General features: G+C 34.5%; 19 protein-coding genes. 4 read left to right on the forward strand and 15 right to left on the reverse strand.

Translation table 11 applies throughout. The features are described from left to right. Positions 1 to 47 precede the first annotated feature (47 nt). Positions 48 to 1,274, reverse strand: coding sequence for an HD domain-containing protein (locus tag DEU40_RS11760; RefSeq protein ID WP_110010005.1), 1,227 nt, complete (start codon positions 1,272 to 1,274; stop codon positions 48 to 50). Between the two features lie 237 nt (positions 1,275 to 1,511). Between DEU40_RS11760 and DEU40_RS11765 the strand changes: the two genes are divergently transcribed. The 4 genes from DEU40_RS11765 (at position 1,512) to DEU40_RS11780 (ending at position 6,179) form a co-directional block, all read left to right on the forward strand. Further along, entirely contained in the window at positions 1,512 to 3,152 is a 1,641-nt protein-coding gene (locus DEU40_RS11765; protein ID WP_110010006.1) for a S41 family peptidase, read from the forward strand. Positions 3,153 to 3,284: 132 nt separating this feature from the next. Beyond that, the gene (locus tag DEU40_RS11770; protein ID WP_110010007.1) at positions 3,285 to 4,829 is read left to right on the forward strand and encodes a bifunctional response regulator/alkaline phosphatase family protein; all 1,545 of its coding nucleotides are present in this window, start codon (positions 3,285 to 3,287) and stop codon (positions 4,827 to 4,829) included. Between the two features lie 118 nt (positions 4,830 to 4,947). Then, on the forward strand, positions 4,948 to 5,325 hold the full coding sequence (locus DEU40_RS11775) for an MliC family protein (protein ID WP_110010008.1): 378 nt from the start codon (positions 4,948 to 4,950) through the stop codon (positions 5,323 to 5,325). An 89-nt stretch (positions 5,326 to 5,414) separates the two neighbouring features. Further along, on the forward strand, positions 5,415 to 6,179 hold the full coding sequence (locus DEU40_RS11780; protein WP_110010009.1) for an exodeoxyribonuclease III: 765 nt from the start codon (positions 5,415 to 5,417) through the stop codon (positions 6,177 to 6,179). A gap of 69 nt (positions 6,180 to 6,248) precedes the next feature. Here DEU40_RS11780 and DEU40_RS11785 read toward each other — a convergent pair whose 3' ends face one another. The 14 genes from DEU40_RS11785 to DEU40_RS11850 all read right to left on the reverse strand — a co-directional run bounded on the left by DEU40_RS11785 (position 6,249) and on the right by DEU40_RS11850 (position 21,656). After that, positions 6,249 to 6,620 carry a septal ring lytic transglycosylase RlpA family protein gene (locus DEU40_RS11785; RefSeq protein WP_110010010.1) on the reverse strand — a complete coding sequence of 124 codons (372 nt, stop codon included), beginning with the start codon at positions 6,618 to 6,620 and terminating at the stop codon, positions 6,249 to 6,251. A 564-nt stretch (positions 6,621 to 7,184) separates the two neighbouring features. Further along, positions 7,185 to 7,916 carry a hypothetical protein gene (locus tag DEU40_RS11790; protein WP_110010011.1) on the reverse strand — a complete coding sequence of 244 codons (732 nt, stop codon included), beginning with the start codon at positions 7,914 to 7,916 and terminating at the stop codon, positions 7,185 to 7,187. 33 nt (positions 7,917 to 7,949) lie between these two features. Further along, positions 7,950 to 9,044 (reverse strand): hypothetical protein, encoded by a 1,095-nt coding sequence (locus tag DEU40_RS11795; protein WP_110010012.1) that lies wholly within the window; start codon positions 9,042 to 9,044, stop codon positions 7,950 to 7,952. 369 nt (positions 9,045 to 9,413) lie between these two features. Beyond that, entirely contained in the window at positions 9,414 to 10,715 is a 1,302-nt protein-coding gene (rimO, locus tag DEU40_RS11800) for a 30S ribosomal protein S12 methylthiotransferase RimO (protein WP_110010013.1), read from the reverse strand. Positions 10,716 to 10,810: 95 nt separating this feature from the next. Next, a complete protein-coding gene (gene rfbC / locus DEU40_RS11805) occupies positions 10,811 to 11,356 on the reverse strand; it encodes a dTDP-4-dehydrorhamnose 3,5-epimerase (protein ID WP_110010014.1) in 546 nt (181 codons plus the stop codon). Positions 11,357 to 11,370: 14 nt separating this feature from the next. Then, entirely contained in the window at positions 11,371 to 11,940 is a 570-nt protein-coding gene (locus tag DEU40_RS11810) for a sugar transferase (RefSeq protein WP_110010015.1), read from the reverse strand. Positions 11,941 to 11,955: 15 nt separating this feature from the next. Continuing rightward, positions 11,956 to 13,092 (reverse strand): DegT/DnrJ/EryC1/StrS family aminotransferase, encoded by a 1,137-nt coding sequence (locus DEU40_RS11815; RefSeq protein WP_110010016.1) that lies wholly within the window; start codon positions 13,090 to 13,092, stop codon positions 11,956 to 11,958. 20 nt (positions 13,093 to 13,112) lie between these two features. After that, entirely contained in the window at positions 13,113 to 13,706 is a 594-nt protein-coding gene (locus DEU40_RS11820) for an acetyltransferase (protein WP_110010017.1), read from the reverse strand. Between the two features lie 9 nt (positions 13,707 to 13,715). Next, positions 13,716 to 14,318: a sugar transferase gene (locus DEU40_RS11825; protein ID WP_110010018.1), complete on the reverse strand. Its 603-nt coding sequence runs from the start codon at positions 14,316 to 14,318 to the stop codon at positions 13,716 to 13,718. A 42-nt stretch (positions 14,319 to 14,360) separates the two neighbouring features. Next, on the reverse strand, positions 14,361 to 15,542 hold the full coding sequence (locus tag DEU40_RS11830; RefSeq protein ID WP_110010019.1) for an O-antigen ligase family protein: 1,182 nt from the start codon (positions 15,540 to 15,542) through the stop codon (positions 14,361 to 14,363). A 35-nt stretch (positions 15,543 to 15,577) separates the two neighbouring features. Next, positions 15,578 to 16,822: a glycosyltransferase family 4 protein gene (locus DEU40_RS11835; protein WP_110010020.1), complete on the reverse strand. Its 1,245-nt coding sequence runs from the start codon at positions 16,820 to 16,822 to the stop codon at positions 15,578 to 15,580. Beyond that, positions 16,822 to 18,672, reverse strand: a complete 1,851-nt coding sequence (asnB, locus tag DEU40_RS11840; protein WP_110010021.1) for an asparagine synthase (glutamine-hydrolyzing) — start codon at positions 18,670 to 18,672, stop codon at positions 16,822 to 16,824. The genes DEU40_RS11835 and asnB overlap by 1 nt, the downstream gene beginning before the upstream one ends. Before the next feature lies 1 nt (position 18,673). Then, positions 18,674 to 19,723: a glycosyltransferase gene (locus DEU40_RS11845; RefSeq protein ID WP_171006292.1), complete on the reverse strand. Its 1,050-nt coding sequence runs from the start codon at positions 19,721 to 19,723 to the stop codon at positions 18,674 to 18,676. A 100-nt stretch (positions 19,724 to 19,823) separates the two neighbouring features. Beyond that, complete coding sequence (locus DEU40_RS11850) at positions 19,824 to 21,656, reverse strand: glucosamine 6-phosphate synthetase (RefSeq protein WP_110010023.1); 1,833 nt, start codon at positions 21,654 to 21,656, stop codon at positions 19,824 to 19,826. Between the last annotated feature and the right edge of the window lie 134 nt (positions 21,657 to 21,790).

Consider the following 21,790-nt stretch of genomic DNA (forward strand, 5'->3'; position numbering starts at 1 on the left):
TAATTTGCAAACATGTTTTAGTTTCAGATCGTAAATTTTAATATTCTTTAAGAGTCCAGTCTGGAGATATCTCTTGGAAACATAAGGATATAGCGGGTCGTCTTATTTACGATTAATCCTGATAAAAGCTGATCTTCCGACTCATGCAGCCTTGTTCTTTTTCCATTTTTATGCAGTAAATAAATGGGCTGTTTCTCTGCGTGATAAGGCAATAATTTTCTTTTAATTTCATGAACCAATTCATCACCATTATCGATTACGAAAAATTCATTGCTCTTTTTTATTTTTTCATCAATTATTTTCTCATCAAACGGATGTGATGAAATAATTGTTTTAGGCAAATTTCTCTGAATTACACATTTACACCAGTATGACAATACGAAATCTTCTGAATTCTGCCATTCTTTCATGGCCTGAATTACATCATTATCATCAAGCTGAGTAAATCTTTCTATATCTTCATCTGTGGCACCGCTCTTTTCACGGTATAAAAAATATTTCAGATTGTCTGTTGCCGAAAGTGCTACACCCTGGGAAATCAGATATTTTGCCCTTTCAAGAATTTTAACCAAAAGAAACTCTGCCAAGGCTGAAGTTTTATGATAATACACCTGCCAATACATAAACATTCTGGCAGTAAGGAAATTTTCAATGGAATAAATTCCTTTTGCATCAATCACCAGTTCGCCTTCTTCGCAGACATTCATCATAGAGATAATTCTCTGGGTATTAATATTTCCTTCTGAAACTCCTGTAAAAAAACTGTCCCTTTTTAGATAGTCCAAACGGTCAACATCCAGTTGGGAAGAGATCAGCTGGTTAAAAAACTTTCTGTGATACTTCCCCTGAAACATTTCAATAGCCATTGATAGTTGGCCTTCAAATTCCTCATTAAGCTTATTCATCAGCAGCAAAGAAAGATTTTCATGATGCCAGTCATCCATCAGCATACTTTCCAATGCGTGTGAAAACGGACCATGACCGATATCATGCATCAAAATGGCCAGCATCGCCCCTTTTTCTTCTTCCTCAGAAATTTTCACTCCTTTCTGCTTCAATGTTTCTAAAGCTGTAAACATCAAATGCATCGCTCCAAGAGCATGATGAAATCTTGTATGGGTAGCACCGGGAAATATCAGGTTCAGAAGTCCGGTCTGCCCGATTCTTCTCAATCTCTGAAAGTAAGGATGCTCAATGATATCAAATAAAATTTCGTGTGGAATTTTGATAAACCCGTGAACAGGATCGTTGATGATTTTTAGCTTATTCTGCATTGAAACTTCAGTATTAGTAAACAAAGTTAGGCATTTTAAAATTTAGCCTTTTATTAAATTACTATTAAGATTCTGGGATAACATGATGATACACCAAATATTTTTCATCAAAAACATCTTCATATCAACTTCAGAAATTCCTAAATATCTATTTATTATCAATTCGAGATTTTTTGAAAACCTTTTGCGCCTGTTATATTAAAGGATTATCTTTGAGAGAAAACACGGCAACCTTTAATGAGACGCTTCCCGCTTTTCCTCTTTTTACTTTTAAGTTTGAATTTTTCCGCACAGATCATCACTGAGACCCAAAAGCTGGAATCTCTTTGCAGGATTTGGGGATTTTTAAAATATTACCATCCCCGTGTGGCAAAGGGAAATCTTAACTGGGATAAACAGCTTTTTCAAAAAATAAATGAACTTGAAAATATTAATGATAAACAGTCTCTCAATAATTTTTATTCTGAATGGATTGAGAGTCTGGGAGAAGTTCCGCCATGCAAAGAATGTTCAGCTAAAGATCAGAAGGTGTATTTCCTTAAAAATTTTGATCTGCGCTGGATGGACAATTCACAGATTTTCTCTGATGATGTATCTCAAAAGCTTCGTTATATCGAAAAAAACAGAAATATTGGAGACAATCATTTTGTGGGAAAAGGGGGAAGAAAAATATATTTCAGGAATGAAAAATCCTATGGGTATCAATTCACTTCCACAGCGATTAGTTTACTGGAGCTATTCAGATACTGGAATTACGTGGAATATTTCTTTCCTTATAAATATGAAACCGATCAGAACTGGAATGATGTACTTACAGAAATGATTCCCAAATTTCTATTGGTTGATAATGATGAAAATTTTCACTTAACATTAGCAGAACTCGTAGCTAAAACGGATGATTCACACGCTTACCTTTCTTCAAAGGAGATTCAGTTTCATCTGTATGGCCAACGAAAAGTTCCTGTAGAATATATTTATGCTGAAGGAAAACTAGTGATTACAAAAGTTAATGACACACGGCCCGGACATCAAAGCCCGCTGCTTACCGGAGATGTCATTTATGATATTGAAGGAAAAACCATTCCGCAGATGATCAACAGTTTGGGAAAGTATGTACCTGCCTCCAACTCATGGGGTAAGGTCAGTAAAATAAAAGACAAGCTGCTTTTCACTAACAATGATTCTGTTTCTTTAAAGATTGAAAGAGAAGGACAAAATATAGAAATAAAAACCAGAACATATCTTAGTAAGAATATTATTCGTGAAAAGAAACCTGTTGTAAAAAAGTGGAAATTGATGGATGATGAAAAGACAACCGGATATGTTAATATGGGAATGATAGAAAAAGATGATCTTGATGAGATGTACAGCAGTTTAAAATCCACAAAATCCATTATCTTTGATCTCAGGAATTATCCAAAACAAACGATTGTACCCTTAAGCTTTCTTCTTCTTCCCAACCCGGTAATCTATTATCAGTTTACTTTTCCTGATACCAGCTATCCCGGCAAATTCTACAGCAGAAAAAATGTCACCGGCAGGAAAAATCCTGAATACTATAAAGGAAATGTCATCGTTTTAGTAGATGAGAATACACAAAGCCAGGCAGAAACCACGACAATGATGTTCAAACAGCATCCGAAAGCTAAAATTATCGGGAGTAATACTTCAGGAGCCAACGGAGATGTCATTATGTTTAAAATTGCTGATCTCGATACACGGTTTACAGGCCTTGGTGCTTATTATCCTGATGGCAGGGAAACCCAAAGAATAGGAATTATTCCCGATATTCTGGTAAAACCAAGTATTGAAGGGATAAAAAAGGGAAAAGACGAAGTGCTGGAAAAGGCTTTGGAGTATATAAAAACTACTGATTAAATGAAGTGAAAATGTGAATTATTCTACACCATTTTCATTTAACTTATATTTAACTTTTAATCTTTCGAATTTGTGAGATTTTAAAAGGATTTGGTCAACATTTTGATACAATAACCATGTAAAAAATAAATTATGTCAGAAAAGATATTATGGATCGATGATGAAATAGATTTACTTAAACCTCATATCGTATTTTTAGAAAAGAAAGGTTATCAGGTAACGCCTGTTAACAATGTAAATGAGGCTTTGGAACTTATGGATTCAGAGAAATTTGCTTTAACGCTAATTGATGAAAATATGCCGGGTATTTCCGGTCTGGAGGCAATTCCTATGATTAAGGAAAAAGATAATGCCTTAAAAATCGTCATGGTAACCAAAAGCGAAGAAGAACACATTATGGAAGAAGCGATCGGTTCCCAGATTGCCGATTATATATTAAAGCCTGTAAATCCCAATCAGATATTACTGTCCTTAAAGAAAAACCTTCAGCAGGATAATCTTGTGGAACAAAAAACAATTTTACAATACCAGCAGGAATTCAGAAACCTTTCCATGGAACTTTCTTATTTGAGAACGTATCAGGAATGGGCTGAGTATTATAAAAAGATTCTTAGCTGGGAAATCAAATTTGATAAGGTAGCAGACAATGAATTTGCCGATCTTCTGCAGTCTCAGAAGGAAGAAGCCAATATTCAGTTTGCCAAATTCATTGAGAAAAATTATGAAAACTGGCTTACAGATTCAGACAAACCGATGATGAGCCACACGCTTTTCAAGGAAAAAGTGAAGCCTGAAGTGGAAAAAGAGAAAGTTCTTTTACTGATGGTGGATAATCTTCGGTATGATCAGTGGAAAGTAATCGAACCTTTATTTACAAAATACTACAATAAAATATCGGAAGATTATTATTATAGTATTCTTCCGACAGCAACACAATATGCAAGGAATTCTTTCTTTGCAGGATTAATGCCGTCTGAGATAGAAAAACGCTTCCCTGATAAATGGTTTAATGATAACGAAGAAGGAAATAAAAATGAGTTTGAGCGTGACTTCCTGGAAGATCAGATGAAGAGAATCGGTCTTGGTTCAAAGTCTATGAAGTATCTTAAAGTACTGAACGCTGATTTTGAAAGAAAGATCTATGACGATTTCAACCAGCATAAAAATAATGACCTGCTGGTTATTGTGTACAACTTTATTGATATCCTGTCGCATGCAAAAACAGACAATCATATTGTAGACCAGCTGATTCGTGATGATAAGACTTTCCGTTCCCTTACCTTCAACTGGTTTGAAAACTCTTCTTTATTGAAGATCATTAAGGCAGCTGCAGAAAACGGATATAAACTGGTGATCACAACAGATCACGGTACTGTATATGTTAAAAAGCCAAGTAAAGTGGTAGGAGACAGAGAAACTTCTACGAATATCAGATATAAAACAGGCAAAAGCTTAACGTATGATGACAGTGATGTATGGGCTATTACCAATCCGGAAAAGCTTTTCCTGCCCAAAGGAAATTTAAGTTCGAAATATATTTTTGCTAAAAACAATATATTCCTGGCGTATCCTAAAAATTACAATCATTTTGTTAATTACTATAAAGAAACTTACCAGCATGGTGGAATTTCACTTGAAGAGTGTATTATTCCTATCAGTATTTTAGAACCCAAGTAGTTTTTTTCATAGTTTATTTAATTTTGGGTTTAAAGGCGGAAAAAATCTTGCGATTTTTTCCGCCTCTTTTTTAAGGCACTTATTTTGCATATCAACAGACAACCTTAAATATCTATTTATGAAAAAACACATTTTTATTGCAGCAGCATTCTCAGCATTATTTTTAACCTCATGTAATAAAGAAAAGACAACAACAGATTCCACTCCCGCTTCTGTAGACAGTATTGCATCCAAGCCATCTGATTCAGCAGCTGTTTCAGGTACTCAGGATGAAATTGTAAAAAGTACTTCGAAAGACAAGAACGGGAAAACCCTGGATATGACTTTCAACAATACCAAAAATACGGCTACTATAGTATTCAACAATGAAACCATTGAGCTTCAGGGACAAAAACCTGCATCAGGAATATGGTACAAGAATGACCATTATGAACTGAGAGGAAAAGGCGAGGAAATAGAACTGACACAAGACGGTAAAACAGTTTTTAAAAATTAAAATCACTTACTCAATATATAAAAGTCGGATTTGAAATTCAGAACCGGCTTTTTTTATTTCCCTACATTTGAAAAAAATTTATTTTGTTTATGAGATTAATCACCTACAATGTCAATGGAATCAGGGCGGCTTTTACGAAAGATTTTCTGGGCTGGCTGAAGACTGCCGATCCGGATATCATCTGTATTCAGGAGAGTAAGGCCGGAAACGATCAGATAGACATCGAAAGCCTTGAAAAATTGGGATATCACAGTTATTGGCACTCAGCGGTAAGAAAAGGCTACAGCGGGGTCGGAATTGCCTCAAAAATAAAACCCAACCATGTAGAGTATGGTTGTGGTATCGAAAGCTATGATAATGAAGGAAGAATCATCCGTGCAGATTTTGACGGATTTTCCGCGATTTCGGTATATGTTCCTTCTGCATCTAATATTGAGAGGTTAGATTTTAAAATGCAGTTCTGCCATGACTTTCTTGGGTATATTAAAAATTTAAAAAAAGAAATTCCTAATCTTATTATCTCCGGAGACTTTAATATCTGCCACGAGGCTATCGATATTCACAATCCTGTCGGTTTAAAGAATGTTTCAGGGTTTCTTCCTATGGAAAGGGAATGGATGACCAATTTTATCAATGAATGCGAACTTATTGACAGTTTCAGGTTCTTTAACAATGAACCTGACAATTATACCTGGTGGAGCTACCGGCAAAACTCAAGGGAAAGAAATAAAGGCTGGAGGTTAGATTATAACTTCACTTCGTATAGCTTAAAGGATAAGCTCAGCAGAGCTGTCATTTTAAAGGAAGCAGTACATTCTGACCATTGTCCTGCTTTATTGGAATTGGATGTATAATCAATGCTATATTTATCCATACAAAAAGCCAGCTGATCAGCTGGCTTTTTTTTAATTTAAATCATAAAATTAATCGACAATTTCATATTCGACAGGAATAGTACCATGACTGATATCTCCAATCTCATCGAACGCAGCTTTAGACATATCTAAAGATCTTGATGAATGGTAAGGCCCCCTGTCATTAATTCTCACTATTACCTCTTTACCATTTCTAAGGTTGGTTACCTTAACGTTTGTTCCAAATGGAAGCGTTCTGTTTGCTGCAGTAAACTTTGAATTATCAAAAATTTCTCCGCTGGCGGTTTTTCTACCGTTAAATCTATCGTGGTAGTACGATGCATAACTTGTTTTTTTCGCATCTAAGGCATTATTTGTAAAAGAATAAATACCCAGGGTTGAAATCATCATTATGATTACGAGAATGAATCTTTTCATCATTTTGAACTTTTATTGGTTTTGACGGAGCAAAAGTATCAGGAATCTTTAGAAAACCCTATTCAACATGTTAAAAACTGTTAACAAAAGATTAATCAAATGTTAAACACCGCTGTAACCTCCTATGAACAGGGGTTTTAGAGCGGAGTGTTAAAAATTGTTAAAAAAACACGTAAAAAGTTAACATAATTAACTAATTTGTGCATAATTTAAAATTCAAGATTTAAAAATAAACTGAAAATCAACATGTTAAAAAAACAACAATGTTAAGAACTGATTAGAAAAACCAATCATAAAAAATAAATATCTTAAAATCAGATTTCAAAAAAAAGTCTGATAGAAGACCCTCAACCCTATAAAGATCTATTCCTGAACTAATTTTTAACACCTTTTTATTTTGTTAAAACTGATAGACTAACCAATTATTCAACAAATATTTAATTTCAGTCGTTCAAAAGGATGAATTAGAATGATTCATTATCCCAAAACATAAATGAACGCAAGTCTCTTAAAAGTAAAAAACCAATGATTGCTCATTGGTTTCTTATAATTGAATTAAGAATCAATTTATTTAATATACTCTACAATGTAATCATAGTTTCCTGCAGGATATACTACAGACATACTAGGAGATCCTGTAATAAGATTTCCCGTTGCAATATCATAAGAATATACATTGTTATCATAAACGCTACCTGTTCCTGCCTTATAAATAGTCACTTTATATACAGAAGCTGTAGAGCTTGCCGGAATAATTATAGGTCCTGGTGTGTAAGATGTAGGCGCAGTAGAAGATCCACTAGCAGTAAATGTCCCTTTTTTAGCAAAAACTTGCTTACTTTCCACTGATCTAGTTGTAACAGTTTCTGTTTGCAAAATATTTTCTTTACCACCAGCACCTGTGACAGGTCTCCAAGTCCCAGTCGTAGGACTTGCAGTTTTATTGTCATAATACCAAAATCCTGCAAAAAGAGGTTCTGAAAGTGTACCAGTAGCAGGTGAACCAGTAGTTGCAGTATTATATACGATCATACCATCAAACCTGTTAGGGTTATTTCCGGCATTATATAATGTACCTTGATTAGCCAAAGCTAGTTGAGTAATGTCTGCTCTTGGGAATATAAGCCCTTTACCTAAGCTTGCATTATTAACAGAAGCAGTTAAGGAAGCATCTAAGAACGCTGAAGAAGCGGGAATACTTCCATCAGCAAATGTTTGATTTCCTTTAATTTGTGCTGAAGCAGTACCTCCAATTGAAGAAATAATCAAAGCTACAGCGAAATATTTAAAATTTTTCATCAGTAAAATAATTTAATAAGTTATTGTAATTGATTATTGACCTCCTAAAGAATACCAGTTAGTACCATCTGTAATAAACTCAGAACCACTCTGCTGCATAGAAGAATAAGTAACAGTTTTATAATTAGCATTTAAGTTGGTTAAATTATGACTTAGGATATCTGTAGATATTAGGGTCAACTTTTTACCAATCATACTTGCATCAGGAGTTGGCAATAAGATACTCCCGTTAATACCACCTGCAAATAAAACCACATTACCTACATCTGATGGGAGAATAGCCATGCTAGCTGATCCTGCAACGGTTCTGTACGTTGGAGTTGCTCCACTTGAAAATGTTGTCCAAGTAGGAGCTACACCCGCACCATTAGATGTCAATACTTGCCCTGCAGTACCTGCACTACCTGCAGTAGTACCATCACCCCCTACATTTAACTCTTTAGTTACTTGTAAGTCACCGTTTACATGGAGCTTTTTTTGGGGAGTTTCCGTACCAATTCCAAAATCACCATCCTTGGTAAGGATAGCTTTTCTTGTATTATTGGTTACAAAGGCTAGATCATGTGAAGTAGTAGTACCCCACATAGCTTTTCCTGCTCCAATAAAGGATTTCAGACTAATTGTTCCGTCAGTATGATGAATCCCAAAGGCATCACTTGGGGTGAGTACTTTTAAAAGAGCTTCAATTGATGTACCTGTAAATGTCAGAATATTTGCTCCCTGAGTTACCGTTCTGTTTCCTGTAAGGCTGCCATCTGAATTATAAATATTAAGATTAGGAGCTGAAGCACCACCTACAGCAACCCAAACAGAATTTGGCGCATCATAATAATAAAAACCAGTTGCTGTTACATTTATAGTTTTACCTGCTGCAGTACCATCTAAAGTACTAACAAATGTAAGAGCTCCATTTTGAGCCGTTGTGTAAGCTGCATTTTTAGCTGCTAACTCAGTCCTTGTCAAACGGGGAATCAATAAGGCGTCAGGTCTAGAAGGATCAGTAGTATTTGCTACTACATCTAGAGTCGCGGCAGGTGTGGTTGTGTTAATCCCCACTCGCCCCTGTTGAGCCTTAGAAAAGGCCGAAAGGCCAACAAGCATAATTGCTGTTAATAAAATTTTTTTCATAAGTTTTTAAAGATTTTTAATTACATTTTTTTCATCAATATTTCCAAAAAGAGAAGGTACATCTCAACTTGTGAACATTACAATAAAACCAAAGTAATACAATAATAATTTCAATTGACTTTTAGCTTATTTAATGATAACTTGCTGAAATCACATGATTTAAAAATATTGCTTCTTGCGCAAATTTAAGCATAATTTTCGATTTTAAATACATTATAAAAGAAAATTAAAAATTCTTAATTACACAAAAAATACTAACTATTTGATTATCAGAAAAATAAAAACATATTACCGAGAAAATTCTATGTTAATTTTCATTAATAATTTGATTTCGGAAATACTATTTTCACTTGATTAGTAAGCCTTTAGCTAAACTAATTCTCCGTATAGGTCAAATTCTTCGGCAGAAGTAATTTTCACGTCTGCAAATTCACCAATTGAAATATAAATATCTTCAGCTGAAACCAAAACCGTATTATCTACATCTGGTGAATCGTACTCAGTTCTTCCGATGAAATAATTTCCTTCTTTACGGTCAAAAATACATCTGAATACTTTACCTATTTTTTCCTGATTCTTTTCCCATGAAATCTGAGACTGCAGTTCCATTATTTCCTCTACTCTTGCCTCTTTTACTTCCTGTGGAATATTATCTTCCAAAACATGGGCAGTAGTGTTTTCTTCGTGAGAATAGGTAAAGCATCCTAATCTGTCAAACTTCTGCTCTCTTACCCAGTCTTTAAGCTCCTGAAATATCTCTTCTGTTTCTCCAGGATATCCAACGATAAGCGTTGTTCTGATCGCCATATCAGGAACTTTTTCTCTGAATTTTCCTAAAAGGGCATCTGTTTTCTCATGGGTAGTTCCTCTCTTCATAGATTTCAGTAAGTCTGAATTGATATGCTGAAGAGGAATATCTATATAATTACAGATTTTTGGTTCTTCGCGGATAATATCAAGAACATCTTCAGGGAAACCGCTTGGGAAAGCATAGTGAAGACGAATCCATTCCACTCCTTCTACTTTCACCAATTCTTTTAAAAGATCACCCAGTGCTCTTTTTTTATAAAGATCCAAGCCATAGTACGTAAGGTCCTGGGCAATAAGAATCAATTCTTTCGTTCCTTTTTTAGCCAGTTTCTGAGCTTCTAACACCAGTTTTTCGATTGGCGTTGAAACGTGACCTCCTCTCATCAATGGGATCGCACAGAAAGAACATGGTCTGTCACAGCCTTCAGAAATTTTAAGGTACGCGTAATGTTTTGGAGTTGTTGTTAATCTTTCTCCTACCAGTTCATGTTTATAATCTGCTCCCAGATGCTTCAAAAGTACCGGAAGATCTCTTGTTCCGAAATATTGATCTACATCCGGGATTTCTTTGATCAGATCCGGTTTATATCTTTCAGACAGACATCCTGTAACGAATACTTTTTCCACCTCGCCTCTGTTTTTAGCGTCAACATAATCCAGGATGGTATTGATAGACTCTTCTTTCGCATTGTCAATAAATCCGCAGGTATTGATGACCACAATGTCCCCACGGTCTTCATGAACCACTTCTTTTCCATTGGCTTTCAGCTGGCTCATTAATACTTCAGAATCATATACATTCTTGGAACATCCAAGAGTGACTACATTGATTTTCTTCTTCCCTACAGATTTTGTACGCATCGTTTTGATTTTGAGTCTGCAAAGATACAAAATATTGGAGAGTTAGGATTAAAAAATAAAAACCACTTTATAAAAGTGGTTTTCAGGAATATGCTTTAAAAGTTTTTTTCTTTAAATCCAGGAGCGTTCTGATCTTTTTCGGAAAGTATGGCATCTTTTTCATCAACCTTCCAATCAATATTAAGATCAGGATCATTGAATTTTACACTGCCTTCTGACTCTTTATTGTAAAAATTATCACATTTATACGAAAATACAGCATGGGTACTTAATACAGAAAAACCATGTCCGAAACCTCTCGGCACATACAACTGTAATTTGTTTTCAGCAGTAAGTTCTATTCCGAACCATTTTCCGAATGTAGGAGAATCTTCCCTAAGATCTACAGCCACATCCCAAACGCTTCCTTCAAGACAGGAAACCAGTTTTGCCTGGGCATGTTCTCCTTTCTGAAGATGCAGGCCTCTTAATACTCCGTAGGAAGATCTGGAAATATTATCCTGCACAAAGTGCCCGTTCATTCCGGTAAGTTCTTCGAATTTTTTTTCATTAAACTTTTCAAAGAAGTAGCCTCTTTCATCTTCAAATATGGTAGGCTCTATGATGTAGCAGTCTTTAAGCGGGGTTTCTTTAATTTTCATAATAGTTAAAAACTCTATTTCAATGTGGTTATTAATGTTTTAAATAAGATCTTTATATCGTTTTTGAAAGACATCTTTTCAAAATAGTCCAGATTCATTTTTACTTTGTTCGGAAATAACACTTCATCATTGTAAGCTAAAGGATCTTCCTGGTTTTTCAGAAGGTATTCTTCGTCTCTGTATTTAATACTTGCTTCACAGGTAAGCCCGGGTTTCAGTTCCAGAACTTTCCTGTCTTCTCCGACAAGTTTATCGTAATATCCTTCAATATCAGGCCTGGGACCTACAAAACTCATATCACCTTTTACAATATTAAACAATTGCGGAAATTCATCGAGCTTAAATTTTCTGAGAGTCTGCCCTATTTTTGAGCATGTTCTCTTCTGTTCATGAATTGTTTTAATTTTAAAAATGGTAAAAGGTTTTCCATACTGCCCTATCCGGGTCTGAAAAAAGATTCCGTTGGAAGATGTATCCAGACTTGCAATCACAAATAAAATAATCAGTACAGGCATAAGAAAAAGGATCAATATTGCCGCTAAGGCAAAATCAAAAACTTTTTTCCAATATTTATACTGATTCATTAAATTCAAATAATATTAAAGTCCAAAGTAAGAATGAACAACCTTTGCTATTCTTTCTTTGTCATCCTCTGACAGATTAGAGCCTGAAGGAAGGCATAATCCGTTATCAAAAAGTTTTTCAGAAACATTCCCGCCATAATAAGGAGAAGTTTCAAAAACCGGCTGTAAATGCATAGGTTTCCAAAGCGGTCTTGATTCTATATTGTCTTCTAAAAATGCAAGTCTTAAACCTTCTCTGTTTTTTCCTGTCATTTCCGGATCAACAATCACTGCGGATAACCAGTGGTTGGAATAAAAATCATCATTCGACTCTGAGAATACAGTTACCCCTTCAATATTGCGGAAAAGGTCAACATAGAAATTGTGCATTGCTCTACGGGCAGCAACCCTGTCCTTAAGCACTTCCATCTGTCCTCTTCCTATTCCTGCTACAATATTGCTCATTCTGTAGTTGAAACCGATGTGTGAGTGCTGATAGTGGGGAGCATTATCTCTGGCCTGTGTAGAAAGGAAAACGGTTTTATCTTTATCTTCCTGAGTATGACAAACCAAAGCTCCACCTCCTGAAGTGGTAATAATTTTATTTCCGTTAAAACTTAAAATTCCAAAACGGCCGAATGTTCCGCATGCCTGTCCTTTATAAGTTGAGCCCAGGGCTTCAGCAGCATCTTCTATCAAAGGGATCTGGAATTCCTGAGCAACGGCAGTAATTTCGTCCATTTTTGCCGGCATACCATACAGATGTACGACAATGATTGCTTTAGGTTTTGTTCCTTTTTGGATTCTGTCTTCGATGGCTTCTCTCAGCGCTTTAGGGCACATATTCCATGTAACCGGTTCACTATCAACAAAAACAGGAATTGCTCCACAATACGCAATTGGATTGGCTGAAGCAGAGAAAGTCATGGATTGACAGATCACCTCATCGCCATGTACAATTCCGCATTCGATAAGAGCAAGGTGTAATGCTGCAGTACCTGCAGACAGCGCAGCCACTTTTACGCTTCCACCTAAAAACTGCTCCAGATCACCTTCAAATCCGTTAACATTAGGTCCCAACGGAGCTACCCAGTTTTCTTCAAATGCTTCGTTGATGTATTTTTGTTCATTCCCTCCCATATGCGGTGAGGACAGCCAGATTTTAGTATTCATATTTTTGATTAGTAACTTGTTTATATAATATTTTTCTTGATAATTCTCCCCGGATTTCCCACAATAACTGAGTAATCGGGAACATCGGTAATGATGACTGCACCGGCACCAATTACACACCATTTTCCTATTTTGATTCCCTGGATTACAGAAGCTCCTATTCCAATCTGAGAGCCTTCACCTACTTCCACTCCTCCGGCAAGTGCTGAGTTGGGAGAAATATGAACAAAATCTTCAATCACACAATCATGATCTACAGATGCATTGGTATTGATGATACAATGTTTTCCAATGGCCGTATCTGCATTAATTACCACGCCTCCCATGATTACTGTTCCTTCTTCTATTTTCACAGAACCTGAAATGATTGTTTTGGGATGTATTAAAGTGCCAATTTTATGATTAATCTGTTCTGCGATTTTCTTACGGATCAGATTGTTGCCAATTGAAATAATCAGTTTTTCTTTATCATCCGGTAAATTATTCAAAACCGGAGATCCATAGCATTCCTTTTTAGTGACATCCTGATCTATAAATGCCTTAATTTTTATGTCATTAGCAGCAGCAATATCTGCAATTACCTTTCCATGTCCGCTTGCTCCAAATAAATACATAGCTATTAATTAATTTCCTTGAAATGGTTCTATGGTAACGTGTCCATCGGCTGAAATACCTTCTTTTATAAAAACTTTCTTTATAGTAAGAAATATTATTTTCAGATCCAGGATAAAGGATACATGATCCACATACCAGACATCTAAATTAAACTTTTCTTCCCAGGAAATAGCATTTCTACCGTTAATCTGTGCCCAGCCGGTAATTCCCGGTCTTACTTCATGTCTTCTTGCCTGATGATCATTATAAAGCGGCAGATATTGTACCAGTAACGGTCTTGGCCCTATTAATGCCATATCTCCTTTCAAAACATTAATCAGTTGAGGAATTTCATCTATAGATGTTTTACGGACAAATGAACCCACTGCGGTTAATCTTTCTGCATCTGATAAAAGATTTCCATTGGAATCCTTTTTATCATTCATTGTTTTAAACTTTATAATTTTAAATACCTTTCCGTTCTTCCCAGGTCTTAACTGAAAGAAAAATGGTTTTCCACCATTGGATAGGAACAATCCTACCATCACAATAAGAAAAATCGGAAGCAATAAGGTAATTCCCATCAGAGAAAATACAAAGTCGAAAATCCTCTTTAAATAATTTTTATACATTCTTAAAAGTTAGATACATTCGTCATAATACATCATGAGATTCTACTCAGTTTCTTCTGTTTTTGCTGTATTACTAATCCCAATAATTATTGAACTAAAGTACAAAAATTCCGGTATATTAAAAAGATTACAAGATGTCTGTACGAGTGTAAAATATTGCAAAAATAAAGCAAAAATCAGTTTATAGTATATATTACTTTTTTTTATGTTCAAGAATATAGAAGCATTTTGGAATACCTTTAAAAATTTTAGAAAATAAATAATTAACCCCAGGATGCCGGTAGCCATTAAAAGCTCTAAAAAGATATTATGCGGATGAACTCCATCCTTAAATAATATTCTTCCTCCTAAAAAAGGGTTTGAATTAAAAATTTCAATGGCTCCTCTATATAATAGGCCTCTGCTTGATGTATCTCCCTGGGCAATCCATTTATACATTCTATTGAAGCTTGCTATTTGTTCATCTCCATATTGTTCGTGGAGAAAAATCAGTGCTATAAATGACAAGGCCAATATAACTGCATATAACACATATTTTTTGTTTTCCTTCAAAAGAATAAGGTAAAAAGAACATACAAAAACCGCAATTAACGGGCTTCTTGCCATAGATTGAATCACATTAAAGATTCCTAATAAAAGGCAGAAGAATAAAAAATAAGAATTATAGTCTTTTTTACAAAATAAAAGTAAAAATAACGATATAATAAATAATGAGGCTCCAATATGGCCATACATTATGTAATATGTACTAAAAATATGATCTAAGTTTATATAGCCATATATGTAATTGAAAACAAGAAGACCGCATAAAACTGAGATACAGAGTTTTGTAATACTTTTGAAATTTACTTTGTTGTAATTAATACATAATAATGCAATACTTGGTACAAGTATTATAAATAAAATCCTGAAAATATCTTCATTTTTTGATTGTAGTACTTCCTGATCAAAAGAATAATTATTGAACGAATAGATAAGTTTGATAATGTAAAAAATCCAAAATCCAATAAGGCTTACCAGTGAAATATTTTTAAAACTAATATTTTTTCTTTCTCTATAGATGATAAATACAGAAAAGACAATAATAAAAATACGATACGGTATAGAAAAGTCCCTGGGATTCATTTCTAATGGTTTTGCAAAAGAAATGGCAACAGTATTTCCTACCATAACAGATAACAGGAATAGTTTATCAATGAAACTATTATTAACAGTAATTTTCAAAATAAAGCCTATTTTTTATTTCAGCCAGTGCAAAGCTACTTCTTTTGCTTTACGGAATGAAATAAAATAGCATCCATGTATTTTTTCCCCAGTACCGGATACGTTCTGTTTTCAAAAATCCATTGTCTCCCTTTATTGCCTATGGTCATTCTTTCCTCGGAACTCATATTGGCATAATATAGAATCGCGCTTTTAATATCTTCCGCAGATGTACTGTTGATAAATCTACCGCAATCCGCCTCATTAATCATGGAAGGATATCCTGTATAAGAAGCTATTATAGGTTTCGCAGCCAACATATATTCAACCACTTTATTCATAGATTGTCCATAATCCCAAACTTTCGAATCTTTAGTAGACAAATAAAGAATATCACAAGCTTCGAGGAAAAATTTAACTTCAGTTTGCTGGATTCTTTGTAAAAATGTAACATTGGAACAATCTTTTAACTGTTCTTCGTAAGATTCTCTGAGATCACCGCTCCCAACAAGTACAAAATGAATATGACGATCTTCCTTCATGGCTTTTATTGTTTCAATAAAAGGCTCCAATGCATTGGTAACTCCCATACTCCCAGCATAGCCAATAATTACTTTATCTGATGGTATTACCTCCAAAAACGGGTTCTTTTCTTTTAAAAAGTCTTCAGAATAGTTATCAGGATCAAATCCTAATGGGGAGCAATGAAAAGGTCTTTTATATCCCAATAATTGTTCTACATGTAAATCCAGCCTCGGCATTGTTCCTGCAACCAAATCAGCTTTCTTATATCCAAATTTTTCTATAAATCCTATCAGTAAAACAAGAGGATGCCATTTTGAGAACCCAGCTTCCTCCGTCATTGTTAAAGGCCAGATATCACGGATTTCAAAAACCAAAAAGCTCCCAAACTTCTTTTTCAGATAATAACCATAAATAATGGTAAAAATAGAAAGTGAAGAAACAATAACCACATCAGGCCTTGCCATCCCGGAAAGTTTCATTGAGAAAAGCTTTCTTTCAAAATCAAACCAGGACAATATTCTGTCTATAGATGCGGTTTTGATATATTTTTTAGTTTTAATCCATCTTATAGCCACTCCATCCTGCTCTTCATCGTTATATATTTTATCAGTTTCAGGACAATGGGTGAAATGGTTAGAATCTGAAGTTATCATGAGGGTATTATTTCCCTGTCTTTTAAACTCTCTTGCCAAATAAAACAAACGTGAGGGAACTTTTGCGTATTGTGGCGGTGAGGCATATTTGGAAATCAGCCAGATATTTTTATTCATTTTCATCACTGAAGTGTTGGTTTTTTAATAGGATCTATCAGAAAATCAAGCATAATTGCTTCATTCAAAATATTGCTGTTATTAAGATTCCTGATTGTAAGAGCATCTTCAAGTCTACTCATATTAGAAACAAAATCTTTTACTTTATTTTTATTTTCTAAAATATTTGTTTGTATTCTTTCTCCCACACCATCATTTACCCAATTCTGGGTAACGTCAAAGCCTCTTTTTAAACGGTTTTTAAGAATATAGCCTGGTACGTCTTTTTTCATCATTTCACGTAGTATCCACTTTCCATATCCATGTTTAATCTTAAGCAAATCCGGCAATGCCAGAGCAAACTCTACCAATCTATAGTCCATAAAAGGTAGTCTGCTTTCAATAGAAAAATACATTGAGTTTCTATCTTCATATCTTAAAAGAGAAGGAATACTATATTTTTGAATATCTGATATCTGTCTGTTTGATAAAGATGTATTTTCAAAGAGATTTAAAGAAATTTCCGGTAAGCAATCCAGGAATGATGTATCTTTTCCTGTTGTTTTCAGATATCTGTTTTTCTCATTCCAATATGTTTTTATTTGTTTGGTTTCAAATATCAGCATAAGAGCTAATGAGTGAAAATATTGCAAACCCGGCAGAATTTCCTTTTTTTCTATTGCCTTTTTCAGTGCCACTACGAAGAATTTTCTGTATCCTGCGAATATTTCATCACCTCCCTGGCCACCTAATAAAACTTTAATGTTTCTTTCTTTTACCTGCTTGTATACTTCATGCTGTGCTATAATACTTAATCCAAGGAAAGGGGATTCCTGTGCCTCCATGGTCTGATCATAGATATTTCCCATCTCTTGTGCGGTATAAGAATGGTGAATATATTCAACATTAATATTTTTGTCTTTTGCAAATTTATTAATAATTGGCCCCTCTGATTTGGGATGGTCCGGAGCACCATAACTGAAAGCCATCAGATGATCTATTCCTTTCGATGTAATTGCCGCTATAGAAGACGAATCTACTCCACCACTTAAAGAGATTGCCAGAGGAACATCACTTCTCAGACGTATTTTTGTTGAATTTTCCAACAGGGCTTTCCCTTGGGAAATTAATTCATCCGAGCTTAATGACTCCAATTCCTTTCTTTTTTTGGCAACCTGTTCTTCCAGAGAATACCATGTTTTGGTTTCTATTTTCAGTTTTTCATCCAGCGTACATTTCATCAATGATCCTGGCAAAAGATATTTTACATTTTTGAAAGGAGTTCTGTCTTCATATCCTTCGAAAAAACCGAATCTTATCCCACTGGAACAATATTCCAGATCTATTTCCGGATTTATTTGTTTTGCTACAGAGGCTATGGAAGAGGAGAACAATAGCTGATCATTAAAAAAAGTATATATTAATGGTTTAACGCCAAATCTGTCTCTTACCAGATAGAACTCACCTTTAATCTTATCAAATATACCAAAAACAAACATTCCGTTCAGTTTATTCAGACAAGCTTCGCCCCAGCATTCCCAGGATCTCAAAAGCACCTCAGTATCTCCTGTGGTTCTGAATGTAAAACCATTAGTTATCAATTCTTCACGGATTTCCTGATAATTATATATTTCACCATTAAAAGTGATAGTATACCTTTCATCATCAGAAATCATAGGCTGGTTGGATGCTCCTGAAAGATCTATAATGGCAAGTCTTGAGTGGGCTAAAGTTACTGACCAATTCTCATATTCTGTTTTTTCAACTCCATAGTAATCTGGTCCTCTTCTTCGTATATAATTATGCAAATCACTTCCTTCTTCAAAATTGAGGTTTTGTGATCTTTTAAACTCTATTGCTCCTGTTATTCCGCACATGTTAGTTTGATAAAAGTTTTTGATAAAACGTTAATAATTTTTCAGACTGGCTTTCCCATGAAAAATTTTCATAAACTAGCTTTTGTCCCACTTCACCCATTTGTTTAGCCCTTTCTTTGTTAAGAATAAAATAATCGATAGCATCGGCTATTTCCTGAGGCTTTTGAGGGTTTACAAAAATACAACAATCACTCCCTTTCAATAAACTTCTCCAGTAAGGAAAATCTGAGGCAATAAACGGAATTCCTGCAACCATATATTCAAACATCTTTATCGGCAAACTCACTAGAAATGTTGGAATGGGATGCAAAGTAACTACACCTACTAACGAACGGTTATAAATATCATCTACTTCTTCAGAATTTACATATCCAAAATCATTAACCAGATGATAGTCTTTATGTTCCTTTATCTCTTTTTCCAGAGCAGGAGAAGAGTACATTCCTGCCAGATTCAGTTTGGCTTTTGATTTGGTGAGCTCTAATGAATTCATCAAATCTTTGATTCCTCTCGTATCATCAATAGATCCAACATAACAAACTTCATTCTTTTTTTCATCCCAGGAAATACTCTCCTGTTTCTTACCAGATAAGATAGGATAGTTATTGATATTTTCAGTTTGTCTGGCAAATTTTTTAAAATAACTTTCAATATGAGGTGTTGCACCAATCACTCCGTCTATTTTTTTACAGATATAACGTTCAAAATTCTCATATAATAGAGAAATTATATTCGAAAAAGGGGATTTTAAATAGGGCGAAACTAAAATAGTGTTTACAGTATCTTCATGAGAATCAAAGATTACTTTTTTATTGAGCTTTTTTAGTTTTTTTGCTATTAAAAGCAACTCAGGGTCATGAAGATGAAATACATCTGCGTTGAGTTCGTTAGCTTTATTAAAAATTTTGGTTGTAGTTTTCGTAATTCTTTTTAATCTGCCATCAGGTGCACCTACATCTATAATTTCCACATTGTCTATCACCTCATTACCTTTACCATCAGCAACTACCAATGATACCTTGATATCATCGGATGCCAGACTTTTGCACATCTTATGAAATATTCTGGAATCATTCCGTGGATGAACACTTGTCAGATGACATATGTGAAATTCGTATTTTTTATTCATTTACTGATCTTTGGACTTGAAATTATTGTTCAGTATACAACTTCGGAATTTTATTCACAATTTTAATTACTCTTTCAAAATCGAGTCCTAAAGTATCCAGATACCATCTGATATTCTGATAACGCGGAGCATTTTCTATTTCAATAAGTTCTAAGGCCTTCTCCCTTGTTATTTGTCCTTCTCTAATTTGATTACTTCTGAATGTATCATGTTCTGTAAACCCAGCAACAGTATAATATACATAATTATAAAAAGCGGCTGTACCATCACCAATTCTCCAGGTCGTAGTAGTATCGATCGCTTTTTCCCAATTATAGTCGTTTAAAAGAGTATTATCAACCTGCTCTTCATCCCATCTCCAATAATCAAAGATATGATAGTAATCCTGCTTTTCTGTGAAACTGCGATAATATTCTCCAGACAAAGTATCCCAAAGTGAACTATTGAAATACCCAGGACTCTGCATCATTGCTCTGAATCTTTTAGAATGATATCTCAGCTGTTTCATAGCACCATGACTGTATACTCTTTTTTCTTCAAAATCAGGTTCAATATCTAAAAATCCTGTTTTAAAGTGAGTTACTTCCAATGGATTTACACCCCAAAGATTAAGGTTGATCCCTGTTTGCTTTTTGATATCTTCCACATGTCTGAAGAAATGTTTATCTCCTGCAGTAAGCATTGCCATCATTCCTAAATGGGGCGATTTCAGCCATGCTTCAAGGTTCATTCTGATATTCTTTCTTTTCAATGAAATATCTGCGGCAACAATAATGTTTTCCACTCCAAGATCAGCACACATACGACTGATATTTCTTCTACCGAGATCTGTAACCATTCCCCAATCATAGGTATAGGTAACAGGTTTCATTTCAAGCTCTTTTACAATAAGGTGCAGTCCATAGCAACTATCTCTACCTCCTGAAAAAGGAACAATACAATCTAATTCTTTTCCTTTCCTTCTGTAAGGTTCAACCAGTTTAAATAATTCTTCTTTCGGTTTTGGGTTATTTCTTGGTTTATAACTTTTACAATAATTACATACCCCTGCTTCATCAAATTTTATGAAAGGCATCGTCTCCGGAAGAACACATCTGGTACATCTTTTGATGCTCAGTTTTTTATATTCAAGTAGATTTTCTTCAATAGTATTAAATTTAAACTCAGGAATTAAATCTTCCACTCGGCTCTTTTCATCCTTAACTGACAGGTTTTCTTTTGAGACTGGAATATCTAGAATCAAAGGTTCTTCTTTGATCTGTGTAATATTTTCACATCCTATGATTCTAAGCCCATAGCTTTCTGATGCAAAATAAGTTTTGTCCTCATTATATCCTATATACAAACTGCCATTATTAGAGAACAGAAGAAGTTTTCCTTTTTCCGGCAGAGCAAGAGCACAGGCAATAACTCCTTGGCATAAAGAAAGAATCTCTTTAGGTAGATCTTCTATTTTATTTTCTTTATTGGTAAGAAATTCTTCTGCAATAGCTACAATAGCTTCAGAGTCAATTTTTAATTGTCTGCTAACGGATAATTTGCTCCAGACTTCATCTTCGTTTACTATAATCCCATTATGTATTGCACATATATTTCCTCTAATTACTGGCTGATTATCCCCCAGTCCATTAGTAATCAACCTACTATGTCCTAAAACAATATTGTTATTATATGGTTTTACCTTATTCAGTAATTTTTCAATGCTATAATCAGCTCTGTTTACCTTATATTGGTTATCTTGATAATAAATCAAACCACTGGAATCTACTCCTCTTTGTTCGGAATGTTTTACCAGAGTTTGAAACTTTTGTTTATTAATGCTGGTGTTCGATACGACACCAAAAATTCCACACATTTGTTTTATTTTTTAAATCATTTTATTTTTTATTAATCAGCTTTTTCTACAAATTCTAACTAATATATTTTTTGCATATTTAAATAATATTTTTGATATCTGTAAGTCTAATTACAAAATAATATCATTTCAAA

This window comes from Chryseobacterium sp. AG844, assembly GCF_003182335.1.
GTDB classification, from domain to species: Bacteria; Bacteroidota; Bacteroidia; order Flavobacteriales; family Weeksellaceae; genus Chryseobacterium; species Chryseobacterium cupriresistens.

Bases quoted from the DNA above. Each gene is read 5' to 3' on its own strand.
- DEU40_RS11760 (WP_110010005.1), bottom strand. From the start codon at position 1,274: ATGCAGAATAAGCTAAAAATCATCAACGATCCTGTTCACGGGTTTATC.
- DEU40_RS11765 (WP_110010006.1), top strand. From the start codon at position 1,512: ATGAGACGCTTCCCGCTTTTCCTCTTTTTACTTTTAAGTTTGAATTTT.
- DEU40_RS11770 (WP_110010007.1), top strand. From the start codon at position 3,285: ATGTCAGAAAAGATATTATGGATCGATGATGAAATAGATTTACTTAAA.
- DEU40_RS11775 (WP_110010008.1), top strand. From the start codon at position 4,948: ATGAAAAAACACATTTTTATTGCAGCAGCATTCTCAGCATTATTTTTA.
- DEU40_RS11780 (WP_110010009.1), top strand. From the start codon at position 5,415: ATGAGATTAATCACCTACAATGTCAATGGAATCAGGGCGGCTTTTACG.
- DEU40_RS11785 (WP_110010010.1), bottom strand. From the start codon at position 6,620: ATGATGAAAAGATTCATTCTCGTAATCATAATGATGATTTCAACCCTG.
- DEU40_RS11790 (WP_110010011.1), bottom strand. From the start codon at position 7,916: ATGAAAAATTTTAAATATTTCGCTGTAGCTTTGATTATTTCTTCAATT.
- DEU40_RS11795 (WP_110010012.1), bottom strand. From the start codon at position 9,044: ATGAAAAAAATTTTATTAACAGCAATTATGCTTGTTGGCCTTTCGGCC.
- rimO (WP_110010013.1), bottom strand. From the start codon at position 10,715: ATGCGTACAAAATCTGTAGGGAAGAAGAAAATCAATGTAGTCACTCTT.
- rfbC (WP_110010014.1), bottom strand. From the start codon at position 11,356: ATGAAAATTAAAGAAACCCCGCTTAAAGACTGCTACATCATAGAGCCT.
- DEU40_RS11810 (WP_110010015.1), bottom strand. From the start codon at position 11,940: ATGAATCAGTATAAATATTGGAAAAAAGTTTTTGATTTTGCCTTAGCG.
- DEU40_RS11815 (WP_110010016.1), bottom strand. From the start codon at position 13,092: ATGAATACTAAAATCTGGCTGTCCTCACCGCATATGGGAGGGAATGAA.
- DEU40_RS11820 (WP_110010017.1), bottom strand. From the start codon at position 13,706: ATGTATTTATTTGGAGCAAGCGGACATGGAAAGGTAATTGCAGATATT.
- DEU40_RS11825 (WP_110010018.1), bottom strand. From the start codon at position 14,318: ATGTATAAAAATTATTTAAAGAGGATTTTCGACTTTGTATTTTCTCTG.
- DEU40_RS11835 (WP_110010020.1), bottom strand. From the start codon at position 16,822: ATGAAAATGAATAAAAATATCTGGCTGATTTCCAAATATGCCTCACCG.
- asnB (WP_110010021.1), bottom strand. From the start codon at position 18,672: ATGTGCGGAATAACAGGAGCAATAGAGTTTAAAAGATCACAAAACCTC.
- DEU40_RS11845 (WP_171006292.1), bottom strand. From the start codon at position 19,723: ATGTGCAAAAGTCTGGCATCCGATGATATCAAGGTATCATTGGTAGTT.
- DEU40_RS11850 (WP_110010023.1), bottom strand. From the start codon at position 21,656: ATGTGTGGAATTTTTGGTGTCGTATCGAACACCAGCATTAATAAACAA.